Here is a 17,995-nt window from a genome sequence, read left to right as displayed (position 1 = left end):
GCCTCAGCCCACCAGTTCGTAGGCGGGGGTAGTGAGGAAGTCCGTGTAGTCCTCGGACAGGCAGATCTCGCCGATCAGGGTGCTGGCGGGCTGGTAGTAGCGGGCGAACGCTTCCTCGCCCACCTCGCCGCGCAGCTTTTCGGTTTCCTCGGCCAGGATCCGGGTGACCAGTTCGCGGGTGACCTTGTTGCCGGTGTCCGCGAGGACCACCTCGTTGCGGATCTGCTGCCAGACCTGCGAACGGGAGATTTCCGCCGTGGCGGCGTCCTCCATCAGGTTGTGGATGGCCACCGCGCCATTGCCGGAGATCCAGACGGCGGTGTAGGCCACCGCAACATAGAGGTTCAGGCGCAGGCCGGCTTCCGTGACCTGGCCTTCCGCGGAGGCGATGTCCAGCAGCTGGCCGGCCGTTACCGAGACCTCCGGGCGCTGCTTGTCCAGCTGGTTGGGCCGGTCGCCGAGCACGGAATCGAAGACCTCCTGGCACACGGGCACGAGGTCCGGGTGGGCCACCCACGAGCCATCGAAGCCGTCGTTCGCCTCGCGGGTCTTGTCCGCGCGGACCTTCTCGAAGGCCTGCGCGGTCACCTCGGGTTCACGCCGGTTGGGGATGACCGCAGCCATGCCGCCCATCGCGAAGGCGCCCCGGTGGTGGCAGGTCTTCACCAACAGTTCCGTGTAGGCCCGCATGAACGGCGCGGTCATGGCCACGGTGGCGCGGTCCGGCAGGACGAAGCTGGCACCGGCGTCACGGAAGTACTTGATGATGCTGAACAGGTAGTCCCAGCGGCCGGCGTTCAGGCCCGAGGCGTGGTCGCGCAGCTCGTAGAGGATCTCGTCCATCTCGAACGCGGCGGGGATGGTTTCGATCAGGACGGTGGCGCGGATGGTGCCCTGGCCGAGGCCGAGGAAGTCCTGGGCGAAGACAAACACGTCGTTCCACAGCCGTGCCTCGAGGTGGCTCTCCATCTTCGGCAGGTAGTAGTACGGGCCGTGGCCGTTGAGCACCAGCTGCTTGGCGATATGGAAGAAGTGCAGGCCGAAGTCCACCAGCGCGCCGACGGCGGGTTCGCCGTCGAGCAGCAGGTGCCGCTCCTCCATGTGCCAGCCGCGGGGGCGGGCCACGACGACGGCCAACGGGGCGTCGGTGCGGAGCCGGTATTCCTTGCCCTCGGGGGAGGTGTAGCTCAGCGTTCCCGTGGCGGCATCGCGGAGGTTGAGGATGGCGTCGATGACGTTGCCCCACGTTGGCGTGCTGGCGTCCTCAAGGTCTGCGAGCCACACCCTGGCGCCGGAGTTCAGGGCGTTGATGGCCATCTTGGCCGGCGAAGCCGGCCCGGTCATCTCAACCCGGCGGTCCTGCAGTGCCGCCGGTGCCGGCGCAACCTTCCAGTCGCCGTCGCGCACGCTCTTCGTCTCCGGCAGGAAATCCAGGCTGCCGGTCCGGGCCACCTGCTCACGCTTGGCCTTGCGGGCCGCGAGCAGCTCCCCGCGCCTGCCGGCGAAGCGCTTGTGGAGCTCCTCCACGAACGCGAGGGCCTTCGGGGTGAGAATCTCCTCCGCGCGCTCGATCGGCCGGGGGTCTGTGACTGTGATAGCCATTGTGGGTCCTTTCCAGGGCTGATTCAGGCGTTGGCGAGAGCCGCGTCCGCGGGCGCTGCTTCTTCTGTTGAGTCTTCCGCTGTTGCCTTCGCGATGCCAGTACCGGCTGCGGCGTGGGCTGCGGCGGCGACTGCTGCCGCGACGTCAGCGGCAACGTGGGGGTCGAAGACGCTGGGGATGATGTAGCTGGCGTTGAGCTCGTCGTCAGCAACCCGGTTGGCGATCGCCTCTGCGGCGGCCACCAGCATCTCCGGCGTGATGTCCGATGCCCCGGCGTCCAGCAGCCCGCGGAAGAAGCCCGGGAAGGCCAGGACGTTGTTGATCTGGTTGGGGAAGTCGCTGCGGCCGGTGGCGACGACGGCGGCATGCTTGGATGCCACTGTCGGGTCGATTTCCGGCGTCGGGTTGGCCATGGCGAAGACGATGGCTTTGTCCGCCATCGAGGCAACCTGCTCCTCGCCGATCACGTGCGGTGCGCTCACGCCGATGAAGACGTCGGCACCTTTGAGGGCCTCGTGCAGCGTGCCGGCAAAGCCTTCCGCGTTGGTGTTGGCCGCGATCCAGCTGCGGTGTTCGTCGTCGTACTTCTCACCCGAGTGGATGGCGCCGGAGCGGCCGGCGGCGACGATGTGCTGCGCGCCCTGGGCCTTGAGGAGTTGGATGATCGCGGAGCCGGCGGCGCCGACGCCGGAGACCACGATCTTGACCTCGGAAAGCTTCTTGCCCACGACGCGGAGGGCGTTGACCAGCGCGGCCAGCGTGACGATCGCGGTGCCGTGCTGGTCATCGTGGAAGACCGGGATGTCCAGTTCCTCGCGGAGCCGGTTCTCGATCTCGAAGCAGCGCGGTGCGGCGATGTCCTCGAGGTTGACGCCGCCATAGACCGGGGCGAGGGCCTTGACGATTTTGATGATTTCCTCGGTGTCCTGGGTGTCCAGGCAGACCGGCCAGGCATCAACGTTGGCGAACTGCTTGAACAGCGCGGCCTTGCCCTCCATGACTGGAAGCGCGGCTGCGGGGCCGATGTTGCCGAGGCCCAGGACGGCAGAACCGTCGGTGACCACGGCGATCGTGTTCCGCTTGACCGTCAGGTTCCGGGCGGCGTCGGGGTTTTCGGCGATGGCAAGGCAGACGCGGGCGACGCCAGGGGTGTAAGCGCGGGAGAGGTCGTCGCGGTTGCGCAGGGCTACCTTCGGGACCACCTCGAGCTTGCCGCCGAGGTGCATCAGGAACGTGCGGTCCGAGACGTTGCGGACGGTGACGCCGTCGAGCGCGTTGAGCGCATCCTTCACGCGGTCCGCGTGGTCCTGGTCGGTGGTGTTGCACGTGACGTCGACAACCAGGGTCTCGTGGTGGGACTCGGTGACGTCCAGCGCAGTGATGGCTGCTCCGGCCGCACCGACGGCTGCCGCGAGCTCGCTGGTGGCCGTGAAGCTCGAGGGGGCTTCCACGCGCAGGGTGATTGAGTTTCCGGGGCTCGGGTTCGCCATTGAATGTCCTCCTGTCGGGCCCATCACGGGGGTGGGCTCGTTGGCTGAATGTTTTCGTATTATGGATATTATTATCCTCTTTATGGAAATACAAGCCCTTAATGGTTCCATCGACGCGGCCCGGCGCCTTGCTGTATCTTTGGCTGTCTAAGCAACTTTTTTCACGATGCGGATAAGAGTTGTCGTATTCGAGGCAACAGGAGAGTGCTACATGGCTGAGAAAGCCACCGGAGGCGTGCAGTCCGTTGAGCGCGTCTTTGAACTTTTGGAACTGATCACCGACGCCGGCGGCGACGTGACACTCAGCGAGCTCTCCTCCTCCACGGACCTGCCCCTGCCGACCATCCACCGGCTGCTGCGCACGCTCGTGGCGCTGGGATACATCCGGCAGCTGCCCAACCGGCGCTACGCCCTCGGTCCGCGGCTGATCCGGCTCGGCGAAGGCGCCAACAAGCAGCTCGGTGCCCTGGCGCGGCCGCAGCTGAAGTCCCTCGTGGACCGGCTGGGGGAGACGTCCAACATGGCCGTGCTGGACTCGGACATGGTGATCTACGTGGCGCAGGTGCCGTCGCTGCACTCGATGCGCATGTTCACCGAGGTAGGCCGCCGCGCCCATACGCATGACACCGGCGTCGGCAAGGCAATCCTGGCGCAGCTGGACGACGAGGTGGTGCGCGGCATCGTGACCCGCACCGGCATGCCCACGCCCACGGCCAAGAGCATCGGCGACTTCGATTCCCTGATCGCTGACCTGAACCGGATCCGGGAACGGGGCTACTCGATTGACGAGGAGGAGCAGGAGCTCGGCGTGCGCTGCTTCGCCATGGCCGTGCCCAACGCGCCCACGCCCACCGCCATCTCCGTCTCGGGGCCCGTTTCCCGCGTGGACCAGGCCTTCGCCGACCGCGCCGTGCCGCTCCTGCGCGAAGCAGCCCAGGCCATCTCGGACGAGCTCAACCAAAACTAACCCCCGCCGTCGTTCCATTAACCGCGGATTCCGATGCCTTGGAGCGCGAACGGACACTTGTGGCCCCGTTTCTCTGCAGAAACAGGGCCACAAGTGTCCGTTCGCGCTTAAGTGGACGCTAATGCTCGGAGTTGGATGACGCCTGGATGGGCACTTCCTTGCCGTCGCAGTCGATCAGCTTTCCGCCTTCGAAGCGGTCGCCGTCGGCGAGGCACTTCAGTTCCTCCTCCTTGACGACGCGCCCGGTGCCCGCCACGAACACTGACTGGTTGTCCGAGTTGCCCGCCTTGAGATGATTGAACAGCAGGTTCAGCAGGATGGCCATGACCGCTGCCGAGCTGATGCCGGAGTGGAAGATGGTGCTGAACCAGGACGGGAACTGGTCGTAGAAGGCCGGCGCCGCGATCGGGATCATGCCGAACCCGACGGACGCGGCCACGATGATCAGGTTCATGTTGTTCCGGTACTCCACCTTGGAGAGCGTCCGGATGCCGCTGGCGGCAACCGTTCCAAAGAGTACGACGCCGGCACCGCCCAGAACGGGCGTCGGCACCGCCGCCACCACCCGGCCAAGGACCGGAAGCAGGCCGAGGATGACCAGGATGAGGCCGCCGGCGCTGACGACGAACCTGCTCTTGACGCCCGTGATGGCGACGAGGCCCACGTTCTGGGCAAAGGCGCTCTGGGTGAACGAGTTGAACAGCGGGGAAATGGCACTGGAGAGCATGTCAGCCCGGAGGCCGTCGCCGATCCGCTTCGAATCAACCTTGGTGCCCACGATCTCGCCGACGGCGATGATGTCCGCGGAGGTCTCGGTGAGCGTCACCAGGATGACGATCAGCATGGAGATGATCGCTGCGATCTCGAACGTCGGCGGACCGAAGGCGAACGGGGTGGGGAACGCGACGATCTCGCCCGTGCCCACCTTGGAGAAGTCAGCCATGCCGAAAGCGAGGGCGATCAGGGTCCCGAGGACCATCGCGAGGAGGATGGAAAGCCGGGAGATGGCGGCGTTGCCCACCTTGCTCAGCAGCAGGACGATCGCCATGGTGGCGGCGGCCAGGCCGATATTGGCCATGCTGCCGTAGTTGGGGGCCGCCTTGTTGCCGCCCATGGCCCAGTTGGCGGCCACCGGCATCAGCGTGAGGCCGATGGTGGTGATCACGGTGCCGGTGACGACCGGCGGGAAGAACTTGATGATCTTGGAGAACAGGGGAGTGATGAGCAGCCCGATCAGCGAGGCTGCGATCACGGAGCCGAAGACCGCCTGGATTCCGCCGCCGCCGTGGACAATCGCCACCATGGTGGAGACGCCGGCGAAGGAGACGCCCTGAACGAGCGGGAGCTGGGAGCCGAAGAAGCGGATGCCGACCGTTTGCAGGATGGTGGCCAGGCCGCCGACGAAGAGGCAGGCTGCGATGAGCAGGCCGATGTCCTGGGATGACATGCCGGCCGCGGCGCCGATGATCAGGGGCGGCGCGATGATGCCGCCGTACATGGTGAGGACGTGCTGGAACCCGTAGGCGAAAGTGCTGCCGATCGAGAGGCGCTGATCTTCCGGGCGGGTTGCCGCTGGGCGGCTTTTCTTGGTGATGTTCATGGCAGACTTTCTTGGTTCATGGCAGACGCCTTCGTCTGGCTAACAATGTCTGGCTAACAATTTGAGTCGTGTGGGGCCGGGGGCCGGGAATTCTTGCTGTGCCGGCCGGCCCGCGGACTTTGGTGTCCGCGGGCCGGCCGGCCGAGGCCTAGCAGAAGCCGGCGATGCCTGACCAGGCAGCGTCGGCTGCCTCGGCGTCGTCGCGCAGGACGGTGGCTTCGATGAGTCCGTACGGGCGGTCGGCCGCGTAGAAGACCTCGTTGGGGTTGTCGAGTCCGAACGGCGCGAGGTCCACCAGGAAGTGGTGCTTGTTGGGCATCGAGAACTTGATTTCCTCGATCTCGCTGTGGGCTTCCAGGACCTTCGCGCCCATGTCGAACAGGGTCTGCTGGAGGGCGTGGGAGTACTTCTCGGTGAAGCCTTCAAGCAGGAGGCTCTTGACGTCCTCGTAGCTCTTGTTGAAGTCCAGCGAGCTGAAATCCGTGCCGGCCCTGAAGCGCCAGCGGGCCGAGACATCGGTCGCCAGGATGCGGTCGGTGGTTTCCGGCAGGGTGGTGTACTTGTCCTTTGGGTACCCGACGAAGCCGGACTGCGTGGACTTCAGGACGGTCAGGTCCTTGAGCCCGGAGATCAGGTGGGTGGCTGCGCCGTCGCGGACCAGGACGGCGGTGCGGACTTCCTGGCCCTTGCGGACGAAGGAGTGGTCGTGCGCGCTGCCGTGTGCCTGAATGCGTTCCCAGGCGTAGGACTCGGCTTCCCAGCGGCCGCCGGTGACCCAGTCAAAGCTGGAGGTGAAGTGCTCGCCGAGGCGCAGCAGGAAAGCCTCGGGGGAGCCGACGCCTTCCCGGGCGAAGGCGTAGATGGTGTTCTTCTGGGTGTCGGTGGCCACCACGTGGGCGTTGTCGCCTTCGAGGTGGGCGGCTTCGAAGTCCCCGCGGAGCTGCGACGTGACGTTCAGGTCCTCGATCTCATGGCGGTCGGTGTCGCGGGTGATCTTGACGACGCGGACTTCGGCCTTGCCGTACTGGTTGTGGCCGAGGACGATCTTGTTGCTCATGGTCTGTTCCCAACTTCCGGTATGTGGAACGAAAGTCCCACATAGAAATTAAGTGCGTGTTGCCCACGCGTTTCCTGTGGCGTCGACCCAAAACAAAAAATGAGCCGACATCAGTTGTGATGCCAGCTCATTACGACCCTGCCTGCTGCTCCCAGGTTACGTGACCTGGGCCACGAATTGACTTAAAGCGTAGCGCAGCATGTCGGTGGTGTACATCACAAAGTCAAAAAACCGATTGTGACCGAGGGGCGCCGGATGGTTTGGGGAGGGGTCTTGACGCTCCGCCAACGCCGCTCGTAAGATTTCACATATCAGAAATTGATTTCCGTTATACGAAATATCGTTGAGTAGCGCGAGGCAAGAAACGAGGAGGAACAGATGGACCCGCAGGATCAGAACGACGTCGCGGAATTCCCGGCGCCAGGCCAGGAGCTGTACCTGCCGTTCGGCGCCACGGACCCCGACTTCTACATCCCGGCCGACTGCGACCGGCGCTCCGGCAGCCTGTCGCGGTGGCTCCGGGCGCTTCCGGTCTTCGGCAGGCGGCCATAGCCGCTGCCAAGGACGCAGTATTCGCCGCATGACGCGAAAATGGTCCGGCGACACCCGCATTCGGGTGTCGCCGGACCTTTTCTGTGTCGCCGGACCACTAGTGCGTCCTCAGGCCGTTGAAGACCCCGGGCGCCCCGGCCACTCCTTGCCGGCCCACGGGTCATAGTCGGCGATGAGCTCCTCCTGCGGGGGACGCTCCGCTTCGGGGACATGCTGCAGGTTCACCCGCACCCGGTACCAGAGTGAGCTTGACCCGCGCATTCCGTCGACAAGCACATCGGCCGGGTGCAGGGCGGGGACCACGTCCGCATGCCGGGACTTCCACTCGTCGAGCGCGGCGAGTGCCTCCGGTTTGGTTTTGGTGCGGGCCACCTCGATGAGCGGCATCACCGACTGCCGCCGGCCGGAGCCGTTGGCGCCGCGCGGCGCTTTCTCGGCGGGGCCGAGCTCGGCAGCCAGCGCGAGAAGCCCGTCAAGCATTCCCACGGCGTCGTCAATGCCGGTGTGTGGGTCCCCCATCTCGGCGAAACGCTCCAGCACTGTGGGCACCGTGAATTGTTCCGGCCGGGCGAAGCGGACTTCGTCCCAGGTGAGCGGCGTCGAAACCCGGGCGTCAGGCAGCGGCCGCACCGAGTACGCCGATGCCACCGTGCGGTCCTTCGCGTTCTGGTTGAAGTCCACGAACACACTCTCGCCGCGCTCCTCCTTCCACCACCGCGCGGTGGCGAGGCCGGGAGCGCGGTTTTCGACTTCCCGGGCGAGGGTTTCCGCAGCGAGCCGCACGTCCCTGTACGACCACTGCGGGGCGATGCGCACCAGAATGTGGAGTCCCCGGGACCCGCTCGTCTTCGGCCACCCCACGAGCCCGACATCGTCGAGCACCTCCCGCGCGACATACGCGACATCAACAATCTGCGACCAGTCGACCCCCGGCATTGGATCCAGGTCCACCCGCAGCTCGTCCGGGTGCTCGAGGTCCTCGGCGCGGACCGGATGCGGGTTGAGGTCGAGGCAGCCAAGATTCACCACCCACGCCAGGCCCGCGGCGTCGCGGATGACGGCTTCCTCCGCCGACGTCCCCGACGCGTAGTGCAGCGTCGTCGTGTCAATGAAATCGGGATGGTTGTCCGGCACGCGCTTTTGGAAGAACGCCTCCGCGTCGATCCCCTTCGGGAAGCGCTTGAGCACCATCGGCCGGCCGCCTGCGCCGCGCAGCGCGCCATCCGCGACCGCCACGTAATAGCGCACCAGGTCGAGCTTCGTCAGCCCGGGCTCAGGGAACACCACCTTGTCCGGGCTCGAGATGCGGACCTCGGTGCCGGCAACGTCCAGGATCTCGGCCGGCGTCTTCGACGGAGTCATGGCGCCACGCTAGCAGTTGGCCAACCTCATCGGAACGGCGGGGGCCTCAGCCGTTCACGAGCCGCCGCGCCGCCGCCGAATGCTCCGCAACCAGGCCGGCCACATCCAGTCCCGGAATCTGACCGTCCACCACGCGCCACTCGCCGCCCACCATCACGCGGTCCGCGCGGTCGGCGGCGCACAGCAGCAGGGCGGCGAGGGGATCGTGGCTGCCGGAGAACCGCAGGTCGTCCAGCCGGAAAAGGGCCAGGTCCGCCTGCATGTCGGGCGCCAACTGGCCCAGGTCCGGCCGTCCCAGCACCGCCGCCGACCCGCGGGTGGCCCAGCCCAGCGCGCGCTCGACGGGAACCTGCGCGCCGTAGCGGAGGCGCTGCAGGTACAGCGCCTGCCGCGCCTCGAGAATCATGTTGGAGGCATCGTTCGACGCCGATCCGTCCACTCCCAGCCCCACGGGCACGCCCGCTTCCTCCAGTTCGAGCACCCGGGCGGTGCCGGACGCGAGGCGCATGTTCGACGTCGGGCAATGGGCGACGGCGGTTCCCGCCGCTCCCAGCCGGGCGATTTCAGCGTCGCTGAAATGGATGCCGTGGCCCAGCCACGTCCTGTCCGTCAGCCAGCCCACGCTGTCCAGGTAGTCCACGGTCCGCAGCCCGAACGTCTCGAGGCAGAATTGCTCCTCGTCAAGGGTCTCCGCGAGGTGCGTGTGCAGCCGGACGTCATGCCGGTCCGCCAGTGCCGCGCTCTCGGCCATGATCTCCTTGGTGACGGAAAACGGCGAGCAGGGCGCCAGCGCAATCTGGATCGCGGCGCCGTCTCCGCGCTCGTGATACTCGCTGATCAGACGCTCACTGTCCGCCAGCACCGCCTCCGGTGTCTGCACCGTCGACTGCGGCGGCAGCCCGCCGTCGTCCTCTCCCAGTGTCATGGAGCCGCGGGTCAGGGTGGCCCGCATGCCGAGTCGCCGGACGGCGCCGATTTCGACGTCGATCGCGTCCTCCATCCCCGCGGGGAAGAGATAGTGGTGGTCGGCGGCGGTGGTGCAGCCGGAGAGCAGCAGTTCGGCAAGGGCCACGGTGGCTGCGAGTTCAAGATCCGGCGGGGTCAGCCTGGCCCAGACCGGGTAGAGGTTCTGCAGCCAGGGGAACAGGGGAGCGTTGGCCACCGGACCCCATGCGCGGGTGAGCGTTTGGTAGAAGTGGTGATGGGTGTTGATCAGGCCGGGGAGCACAACGTGGCTGCCGGCGTCGAAGGTCCGCTGGCAGGGTGCGGAGGGCGTCCGTCCGGCGCCAAGCACCTCCACAATCCTGCCGCCGCTTACCACCAGGCCGCCCGAGGCGTCGAGGCCGTTGGCGGTGAAGGCAGCCAGCGGGTTCCGGATCCAGAGCCGGGATTCAGGCTCCGGCTGCGGGACCGTCGAGGGAGAGTCAAAGAGCTGGGTCATGAGGGTCCTTGTCTGAGCGTGCTGATACTTTCCAGCTCAGTGGTCCTGTCTGCTGATCCAGGGGACATGCTGCCCGACGGCGGCGGGTCGGCACCAGCGTAGATCGGGTGCGGGAGGACGTCAACGGCCGCGCTTTGTGACGCGGCAGAAACTGCCCGCGTGAACCGCCGGTAACACGAATTTCACATTACGAAATTAAAGTTCCAGAAAACTATGGCGCGGACCACATTCCGGTGCTAATCTCGAGTTGCCAAAGGCGGGCACCCGGACTCCGGGAAGCTATCTACCAGGCGCAACTTAACCTTCAAAAGCACATGCTGAAGCCTGGTAACCGTCGCACTTGGTCCTTTCCGTTCCGTCGCGGGGTACCGGCTTCCACAGCAAAGGGAGTCGCATCATGAGTACCACCGTCACGGCCGAGGCATTCCTGGCCAGGTCCATCCGGTTGGCAACCGCCAACGTCCTGAACAGCGGCGGCCCGTTCGGCGCTGTGATCGTCACCGCCGACGGGCAGACGTTCGACGGCGTCAACCGGGTCACCGCCGACAACGATCCCACCGCCCACGCCGAGGTCACCGCCATCCGCCGCGCATGCAGCGGGCTGGGCACCTTTGACCTCCGCGGGGCCACCCTCTACAGCAGCTGCGAGCCGTGCCCCATGTGCCTCGCCTCGGCGCTCTGGGCCCGCATCGACAGCGTGGTTTTCGCCGCCGACCGGCACGACGCTGCCTCCGTGGGCTTCGACGACGCCGTCTTCTACGAGTACTTCGACAACGAGGACCGGCACGCCCTGATGCCGGTCTCCAAGCTGGAGCTGGGTCACCCCGAAGCCCCGGCCATCCTGGAGCCGTTCAACACCTGGAACACGCTCGACTCCAGGATTGACTACTAGGGCCCGGTGGCTGAAATGACAATCCTGGACAATACCGCTGAACAGCAGGCTGCGCTTCAGGGTGCAGGGCAGACAGCGGCACTCGAAATGTACCCGGCAACCGGAAAGGCACAGCGGGGCAACGGCCCCAAGCCCCCGGCGTCGACCTCGTTCCTTGACCGCTTCTTCCACATCACCCGGCGCGGTTCCACCGTGGCCCGGGAAGTGCGGGGCGGGCTGGTCACCTTCTTCACGATGGCCTACATCGTCATCCTGAATCCGCTGATCCTGGGCGGCTTCAGCGCGGACAACGCCCCGACTGACGTCGCCGGCGGCTGGCTTTCAGCCGCGCAGGTGGGCGCCGTCACCGGGCTGACAGCCGGTGTCATGACCATCGCGTTCGGCCTGATCGCCAACCTGCCATTCGGCCTGGCGGCCGGGCTGGGCATCAACTCCTTCCTTGCCGTGGCGGTGATCCAGGAAGTCACCTGGGCCGAGGCCATGGGCCTGGTGGTCATCAACGGCATCCTGATCGTCCTGTTTGGTGTCACCGGCGCGCGGACCGCGATTTTCCGGGCCGTGCCCAAGGAACTGAAGGCCGCCATCACGGTGGGCATCGGCCTGTTCATCGCCTTCATCGGCTTCGTGGACTCGGGCTTCGTCAAGGCCACGGCCGGCGGACCGCCGGTCCAGCTCGGCGACAACGGCTCCATCACCTCCATGCCCACCATGGTGTTCATCGTGGGCCTGCTGGCCATGGGTATCCTGGTGGCACGGAAGGTCCAGGGCGGCCTGCTCATCGGCATCGTTGCCACCACGGCTCTGGCCGCCGTCGTCGAGGCATTCCTGCACATCGGCCCCGCCAGCGAAACGAACCCGGGCGGCTGGCACCTGAACACGCCGGTGCTGTCGGGCCATCTAGTCTCTGCGCCGGATCTTGGCCTCGTGGGTCAGTTCGACCTGTTCGGCGCCTTCGGCCGGATCGGCGGCCTGGCCGCGACGATGCTGGTGTTCACGCTCGTCTTCACCAACTTCTTCGACGCGATGGGCACCATGACCGGGCTGGCGAAGAGCGCGGGCGTGGCCCACAAGGACGGCACGTTCCCCCGGCTCAAGTCCGCCTTCATCGTCGAAGGCGTGGGTGCGGTGATGGGCGGCGCGACGTCGGGTTCCTCCAACACCGTGTACATCGACTCCGCTGCGGGGATCGGCGAGGGGGCACGCACCGGGCTGGCCTCGGTGGTCACCGGAGCGCTATTCCTGGGGTCCATGTTCCTCACCCCGCTCACCAGCGTGGTGCCGCTTGAGGTGGCAGCCGCCGCCCTGGTGGTGGTGGGCGCGATGATGATGGCGCAGATCCGCGAGATCAAGTTCACCAAGTTCGCGGTGGCACTGCCGGCCTTCCTGACGATCGTCACCATGCCGCTGAGCTATTCGATCGCCAATGGCATCGGCGTGGGCTTCGTGAGCTGGGCCGTGATCGGCGCGGCCTCCGGCAAGGCGAAGAAGATTCACCCGCTGATGTGGGTGGTCACCGCGGGCTTCGTGGTCTACTTCGCGCGGGGTCCGGTCAGCGCACTGCTCGGGGCGTAAGACCCGAAACAGGCGCCGGGACGCGGAAAATGCACCGCGACGCGCAAACGGCCGGAGGACACGGGAATCCGCGCATCCCCGGACCGTTTGCGCGTCGCTGGGCCGGACCGGCGTCCAAACGCTTTCAACTACCAAGGATAGGAACGAGAATATGGGCACCATCGCACGGAAAGAGGGAGTGCTGCCATGCTGGATCTGATGCCTTCTCTGGCCGGCTGGCGCCCGGCGGCCTCCGGGGAACGGTGCGCCGTCGCCACCATCATCACCGCCAGCGGCTCCGTGCCGCGGCCGACAGGGACCTCCATGCTGGTGTCCGAATCCGGCGAGATACTCGGCAGCCTCTCCGGCGGCTGTGTTGAAGCGGCCGTGGTTGCCTCGGCGCTGGAAGTGATGGCCGACGGCGGCACCCGCCTTGAGGCGTTCGGCTTCAGTAGCGAGGACGCATTTGCCGTCGGGCTCACCTGCGGCGGTGAATTGGAGGTCCACATCCAGCCCTTGGATGGCAACGCCGCCGGGCTCGGGGACCTCCGCAAGTTTGCCGCCGGGGACCCCGGACGGCCGCTGGCCCTGATCCGGCGAATCGACGGTGCGTCTGGCAGGAGCATTTCCGGCGGGACCGTGTCCGGCAGCGCATTGGGGGCTGCCGGCGCTCAGGCTGCCGGCGCTCAGGCTGCCGGCGCTCAGGCTGCCGGCGCTCAGGCTACCGGAACTCCGGGAGCCGGAACAGAGGTGACGGCGCGGACACAGCCGCCTTCCGTCGTCGTAGTTCCGGATCCTGGCGCCTTCGAGGTTGCGGGATCGGCTGAGCTCGCGGCCCTGCTGGGGCTGGACGCTTTGAACCTGGACGCTGGGGCCAGATGGGAAGCACTCCTGGCGGCAGCGGCCCAGCTCGAACCGCTGCTGCGCGGCGGCCGGACGGGGCTGGTCCGGCTGGCTCCGCCGCAGGGCTGTGGTGTTTCTGGCCGTGGCGCCCGCGGTACTGATGGCGGGGTGGCGTCGCCCGAACCCGTGACGCTGCTGGTGGAGAGTCGCCTGCCGCAGGCCCGGCTGCTGGTGTTTGGCGCCAACGACTTCGGCGCGGCGCTGGTACCGGCCGCGAAGCTGCTCGGCTACCGCGTCACGCTGTGCGATGCCCGGCCGGCGTTCGCAGCGCAGGAGCGTTTCGCCGCCGCGGACGAGGTGGCCACCGACTGGCCACACCGGTATCTCGCCGCGGAAGCCGCAGCAGGCCGGATCGACTCCCGCTCGGTCATCTGCGTCCTCACCCACGATCCCAAGTTCGACATCCCGTTGCTGCAGGAAGCCCTGGAACTTGATGTTGCTTTCGTCGGCGCCCTGGGCTCGCGCCGCAGCCACCGGCAGCGCATCGACGGGTTGCTCGAGGCCGGCGTGGCACCGGAGAAGCTGGCACGGCTGCATTCGCCGATCGGCCTGGACCTCGGTGCCGTCACACCGGCGGAAGTGGCCGTCTCCATCACCGCGGAGCTGATCGCGGCGCGCAGCGGTGCCGTCGCCTGCACTCCACTGCGGGACGGCACCGGACCCATCCATTCCCTTCCCGAAGCCGGGAGCGCTCACGCAGAACCGGCATTCAGTACAGAGCAGGCATCCCAGGAGATCGCATGGACATGAACACCATCGAGGCGGTGGTCCGCACCACCGACCCCGCCGACTGGCGCGAAGGCGACGCCTGGCTCGCGGGCGGCACCGTCCTCTTTTCCTACGGCAGCACCGCCTTCGGCCCCGAGCCGCTGCGGCGCTTGCTGGACCTCGGCTCAGCCGGCTGGCAGGCTGTCACGGTGACGGCGGATGGTATAGAGCTCGCCGCCACCTGCACCATCGCCGAGCTGTACGCGCTCCCCGATGCGCTGGCCGAACATGGCGCCGGCGCGGGAGACTGGCCTGGCCTGGACCTGATCCGGCCCTGCTGCGACTCCTTCGTGGCGTCCTTCAAGGTCTGGAACATGTCCACCGTCGGCGGCAACCTGTGCACGTCCCTGCCAGCCGGCCCCATTATCTCGCTGTGCGCAGGACTGGACGGCACGGCCACAATCCTCGGCCCGGGAGGCTCCCGCCGGGAGCTCCCGGTGGCAGACTTCATCACCGGGGACGGGCAAAACGCACTGGCACCCGGTGAGCTGCTCCGCAGCGTCAGCCTGCCGGCGTCGGCCCTGTCCTCCCGGGTGGCGTTCCGCCGGCTCTCGCTGAGCAACCTCGGCAGGTCCGGGGTGCTGCTCATCGGAAGGCTCGACGGCGGCGGCCGGTTCACGCTCACCGTCACCGCCGCCACCAAACGGCCCCTGCAGCTGCGGTTCGCGTCCCTGCCGGACGCGCCGGAGCTGGCGGACGAACTTGAAGCCGCCGTCCCGGCGGACCTTTACCACGACGACATCCACGGGCTGCCTGCGTGGCGCCGCGATATGACGCACCGCCTGGCCGAAGAAATCCGGACAGAACTGGGCCTGCCCGCCGGAGCGCCGGCAACAGTGTCAGGCGACTTCTGGCCGCCGCAGCAGACGCAGATGCGGCAGCAGCCGGCCCGGCAGACGAAGAGAGGGGCCTGAGCATGGCCATGGAAATCAACGGCGCGCCGGTGCAGGCTCAGCCGCGGCCCGGCCAGTGCCTGCGCACGTTCCTCCGGGAGCAGGGCAACCTCGGCGTCAAGAAGGGCTGCGACGGCGGCGACTGCGGAGCCTGCACCGTGCACGTGGATGGCACCCCGGTGCACAGCTGCATCTACCCGGCCGTGCGCGCGGAGGGCCACGCCGTCACCACGATCGAAGGCCTCGCAGCCACGAACCCGGGAGCAGACCTGCACCCGGTCCAGCAGCAGTTCCTGGAGCGCCAGGGCTTCCAGTGCGGCTTCTGCACCGCGGGCATGGTGATGACGGCAGCCACGTTCGACGACGCACAGAAGGAAAACCTGCCGCGCAACCTGAAGGGCAACCTGTGCCGCTGCACCGGCTACCGGGCCATCGCGGACGCCGTCTGCGGCCACGAAGGCCACCCGGCCCCTGAAGGCCCCGGCTCGGGCATCGCCGCCGAGGGCCAGCCCGCCCCGGAGCCCGGCCGGCTGGGTGACAACGTTCCGGCCCCCGCCAGCCGCGCAGTGGTCACCGGGCAGGCCCGCTACACGCTGGACGTCCCGGCCGAGGCGCTGCCCGGCCTGCTGCACATGAAGCTCGTGCGTTCACCGCATGCGCACGCCAGGGTCCTGTCCATCGACACCGCGGCGGCCATGGAGGTGCCGGGAGTCGTGGCCGTGCTCACCGCCAAGGACGCCCCGGACCAGCTGTATTCCAGCGCTCAGCACGAGCTCTACACCGACGACCCCGACGACACCCGGCTGCTGGACACTGTGGTGAGGTTCCGCGGCCAGCGCGTGGCGGCCGTCGTCGCCGAATCGGTGGGGGCAGCGGAAGCCGGCGTCCGCGCGGTGCGCGTGGAGTACCAGGAACTGCCTGCGGTGTTCACCCCGCAGGACGCCATCCTGCCCGGCGCGCCAGCCCTGCACGGGGACAAGGATGCCAGTACGGCGCGGATCGCCCAGCCGGATCGGAACATCGTGGCCGAGCTGCACTCCGAGCTTGGCAGCGTCAGCGACGGCTTCGCGACGGCCGACTTCATCCATGAGCAGACCTACCGGACCCAGCGCGTCCAGCACGTGGCGCTGGAAACCCACGCCTCCATCGCCTCGGTGGACGACGACGGCCGGCTGCATATTCGCACGTCCAGCCAGGTTCCGTTCCTGGTGCGCCGCACGCTCTGCCGCCTGTTCGGGCTGCCGGAAGACCAGGTGCACGTGGTGGCGGGCCGGGTGGGCGGCGGCTTCGGCGGAAAGCAGGAGGTCCTGACGGAGGACATCGCCGCGCTCGCGGCCCTGAAACTGCGGCGGCCCGTGCAGCTGGAGTTCACCCGGACGGAGCAGTTCACGGCCAGCACCACGCGCCACCCGTTCACCATCAAGCTCAAGGCCGGAGCGAGCAATGACGGCAGGCTCACGGCGCTGCAGCTGGACGTCCTCACCAACACGGGGGCCTACGGCAACCACGCCCCCGGGGTCATGTTCCACGGCTGCGGTGAATCCCTGGCCGTCTACAAGTGCGCCAACAAGAAGGTCGACGCGGCCGCGGTCTACACGAACACCGTGCCGTCCGGCGCCTTCCGCGGCTACGGGCTCAGCCAGATGATCTTCGCCATCGAATCGGCTATCGACGAACTGGCCGAGGGCGTCGGCATGGACGCGCTGGAATTCCGCCGCCGCAACATGGTCCGCGAGGGCGACCACATGCTCTCCACCCATTCCGAGCCGGAGGAGGACGTCCATTACGGCAGCTACGGGCTGGACCAGTGCACCCGCCTGGTGCAGGATGCGCTGGAACGCGGCCGCGAACGCTACCGGTCCGCCGGCCTCGACGACCTGGGACCGGACTGGGTCACGGGGGAGGGCACGGCGCTGTCCATGATCGACACCGTGCCGCCGCGGGGCCACTTCGCCCATTCCAGGCTCCGGCTCCTGGCCGACGGAACGTACGCCGCCGACGTCGGAACCGCCGAATTCGGCAACGGCACCACCACGGTCCACGCGCAGCTGGCGGCGACGGCGCTGTCCACTGTGGCTGCACGGGTCGCCGTCCGGCAGTCCGACACGGACCTGATCGAGCATGACACCGGTGCCTTCGGCTCTGCCGGCACCGTGGTGGCCGGCAAGGCCACGCTGGCCGCCGCCGAGGAACTGGCCGTCCGGATCCGGGCGTTCGCCGCCGGCGTCCGGCAGATCCAGGCATCCGGGTGCGTGCTCGACGGCGACGCCGTCGTCTGCGAGGGAACCCGGGTGCCGCTGACCGAACTGTTCGACGCCGCCCGGCAGACCGGGATAGAACTCGAGGCCGAGGGGCGCTGGGGCGGAACGCCGCGCTCGGTGGCCTTCAACGTCCATGGTTTCCGCGTGGCTGTGAACACCGGGACAGGTGAGCTGCGGATCCTGCAGAGCGTGCAGGCGGCGGACGCCGGCGTCGTGGTGAACCCGCGGCAGTGCCGGGGCCAGATCGAGGGCGGGATTGCCCAGGCCCTGGGTGCGGCCCTCTACGAGGAAGTCCGGGTGGATGACGCCGGCCGGGTCACCACGGATATCCTCCGGCAGTACCACATCCCGTCCTTCGCCGACGTGCCGCGCAGCGAGGTGTACTTCGCCGACACGAACGACACCCTGGGACCGCTCGGGGCCAAGTCCATGAGCGAAAGCCCCTTCAACCCCGTGGCGCCGGCGCTGGCCAATGCCATCCGGAATGCCACCGGCGTGCGGTTCGCCGAGCTGCCGATCGCCCGGGACAAGATCTACCTGGGGCTGAAGGAGGCGGGACTCGTTCCTGCGGCGGGCAGCGTTCCCGAGGGCAGCGTTCCCGCTGGTCCAGGCAACGCGGAGTCACTTTTCGCCCCGTGAGCCGCAACGGAGCGCGT

General features: G+C 67.6%; 13 protein-coding genes. 7 read left to right on the top strand and 6 right to left on the bottom strand.

Features of this window, described 5'->3' with window-relative positions; all coding sequences use genetic code 11:
- Positions 1-3 precede the first annotated feature (3 nt).
- Entirely contained in the window at positions 4-1,602 is a 1,599-nt protein-coding gene (gene aceB / locus QFZ23_RS20440; RefSeq protein ID WP_306925780.1) for a malate synthase A, read from the bottom strand.
- A gap of 23 nt (positions 1,603-1,625) precedes the next feature.
- Positions 1,626-3,092: an NAD-dependent malic enzyme gene (locus QFZ23_RS20435; protein ID WP_306925778.1), complete on the bottom strand. Its 1,467-nt coding sequence runs from the start codon at positions 3,090-3,092 to the stop codon at positions 1,626-1,628.
- A gap of 211 nt (positions 3,093-3,303) precedes the next feature.
- Here QFZ23_RS20435 and QFZ23_RS20430 point away from each other — a divergent pair, with 211 nt between their 5' ends.
- Complete coding sequence (locus QFZ23_RS20430) at positions 3,304-4,059, top strand: IclR family transcriptional regulator (RefSeq protein ID WP_306925776.1); 756 nt, start codon at positions 3,304-3,306, stop codon at positions 4,057-4,059.
- Between the two features lie 118 nt (positions 4,060-4,177).
- On the opposite strand, the gene QFZ23_RS20425 is transcribed toward QFZ23_RS20430, so the two are convergent.
- Positions 4,178-5,659 (bottom strand): nucleobase:cation symporter-2 family protein, encoded by a 1,482-nt coding sequence (locus QFZ23_RS20425; RefSeq protein ID WP_306925773.1) that lies wholly within the window; start codon positions 5,657-5,659, stop codon positions 4,178-4,180.
- A 148-nt stretch (positions 5,660-5,807) separates the two neighbouring features.
- A complete protein-coding gene (gene pucL / locus QFZ23_RS20420) occupies positions 5,808-6,716 on the bottom strand; it encodes a factor-independent urate hydroxylase (RefSeq protein ID WP_306925771.1) in 909 nt (302 codons plus the stop codon).
- Positions 6,717-7,094: 378 nt separating this feature from the next.
- Between pucL and QFZ23_RS20415 the strand changes: the two genes are divergently transcribed.
- A complete protein-coding gene (locus tag QFZ23_RS20415) occupies positions 7,095-7,268 on the top strand; it encodes a hypothetical protein (protein WP_306925769.1) in 174 nt (57 codons plus the stop codon).
- A 108-nt stretch (positions 7,269-7,376) separates the two neighbouring features.
- On the opposite strand, the gene ligD is transcribed toward QFZ23_RS20415, so the two are convergent.
- Entirely contained in the window at positions 7,377-8,630 is a 1,254-nt protein-coding gene (ligD, locus tag QFZ23_RS20410; protein ID WP_306925768.1) for a non-homologous end-joining DNA ligase, read from the bottom strand.
- A 46-nt stretch (positions 8,631-8,676) separates the two neighbouring features.
- Positions 8,677-10,071 (bottom strand): 8-oxoguanine deaminase, encoded by a 1,395-nt coding sequence (locus tag QFZ23_RS20405; RefSeq protein WP_306925766.1) that lies wholly within the window; start codon positions 10,069-10,071, stop codon positions 8,677-8,679.
- A gap of 397 nt (positions 10,072-10,468) precedes the next feature.
- Here QFZ23_RS20405 and QFZ23_RS20400 point away from each other — a divergent pair, with 397 nt between their 5' ends.
- From QFZ23_RS20400 to QFZ23_RS20380, 5 genes are all read left to right on the top strand, one after another.
- Entirely contained in the window at positions 10,469-10,963 is a 495-nt protein-coding gene (locus QFZ23_RS20400; RefSeq protein WP_306925764.1) for a nucleoside deaminase, read from the top strand.
- A gap of 6 nt (positions 10,964-10,969) precedes the next feature.
- A complete protein-coding gene (locus tag QFZ23_RS20395; protein ID WP_373427908.1) occupies positions 10,970-12,535 on the top strand; it encodes an NCS2 family permease in 1,566 nt (521 codons plus the stop codon).
- A 186-nt stretch (positions 12,536-12,721) separates the two neighbouring features.
- Positions 12,722-14,167: an XdhC family protein gene (locus tag QFZ23_RS20390; protein ID WP_306925763.1), complete on the top strand. Its 1,446-nt coding sequence runs from the start codon at positions 12,722-12,724 to the stop codon at positions 14,165-14,167.
- On the top strand, positions 14,158-15,099 hold the full coding sequence (locus QFZ23_RS20385) for an FAD binding domain-containing protein (RefSeq protein WP_306925760.1): 942 nt from the start codon (positions 14,158-14,160) through the stop codon (positions 15,097-15,099). Before QFZ23_RS20390 ends, QFZ23_RS20385 begins: the two co-directional genes overlap by 10 nt.
- A gap of 2 nt (positions 15,100-15,101) precedes the next feature.
- Positions 15,102-17,978: a molybdopterin-dependent oxidoreductase gene (locus QFZ23_RS20380; RefSeq protein ID WP_306925759.1), complete on the top strand. Its 2,877-nt coding sequence runs from the start codon at positions 15,102-15,104 to the stop codon at positions 17,976-17,978.
- Positions 17,979-17,995: the final 17 nt, after the last annotated feature.

Origin of the sequence: Arthrobacter globiformis (assembly GCF_030818015.1) — a bacterium.
GTDB classification, from domain to species: Bacteria; Actinomycetota; Actinomycetes; order Actinomycetales; family Micrococcaceae; genus Arthrobacter; species Arthrobacter globiformis_C.
This window is presented reverse-complemented; position numbering and strand designations above follow the sequence as displayed.

Bases quoted from the DNA above. Each gene is read 5' to 3' on its own strand.
- aceB (WP_306925780.1), bottom strand. From the start codon at position 1,602: ATGGCTATCACAGTCACAGACCCCCGGCCGATCGAGCGCGCGGAGGAG.
- QFZ23_RS20435 (WP_306925778.1), bottom strand. From the start codon at position 3,092: ATGGCGAACCCGAGCCCCGGAAACTCAATCACCCTGCGCGTGGAAGCC.
- QFZ23_RS20430 (WP_306925776.1), top strand. From the start codon at position 3,304: ATGGCTGAGAAAGCCACCGGAGGCGTGCAGTCCGTTGAGCGCGTCTTT.
- QFZ23_RS20425 (WP_306925773.1), bottom strand. From the start codon at position 5,659: ATGAACATCACCAAGAAAAGCCGCCCAGCGGCAACCCGCCCGGAAGAT.
- pucL (WP_306925771.1), bottom strand. From the start codon at position 6,716: ATGAGCAACAAGATCGTCCTCGGCCACAACCAGTACGGCAAGGCCGAA.
- QFZ23_RS20415 (WP_306925769.1), top strand. From the start codon at position 7,095: ATGGACCCGCAGGATCAGAACGACGTCGCGGAATTCCCGGCGCCAGGC.
- ligD (WP_306925768.1), bottom strand. From the start codon at position 8,630: ATGACTCCGTCGAAGACGCCGGCCGAGATCCTGGACGTTGCCGGCACC.
- QFZ23_RS20405 (WP_306925766.1), bottom strand. From the start codon at position 10,071: ATGACCCAGCTCTTTGACTCTCCCTCGACGGTCCCGCAGCCGGAGCCT.
- QFZ23_RS20400 (WP_306925764.1), top strand. From the start codon at position 10,469: ATGAGTACCACCGTCACGGCCGAGGCATTCCTGGCCAGGTCCATCCGG.
- QFZ23_RS20390 (WP_306925763.1), top strand. From the start codon at position 12,722: ATGCTGGATCTGATGCCTTCTCTGGCCGGCTGGCGCCCGGCGGCCTCC.
- QFZ23_RS20385 (WP_306925760.1), top strand. From the start codon at position 14,158: ATGGACATGAACACCATCGAGGCGGTGGTCCGCACCACCGACCCCGCC.
- QFZ23_RS20380 (WP_306925759.1), top strand. From the start codon at position 15,102: ATGGCCATGGAAATCAACGGCGCGCCGGTGCAGGCTCAGCCGCGGCCC.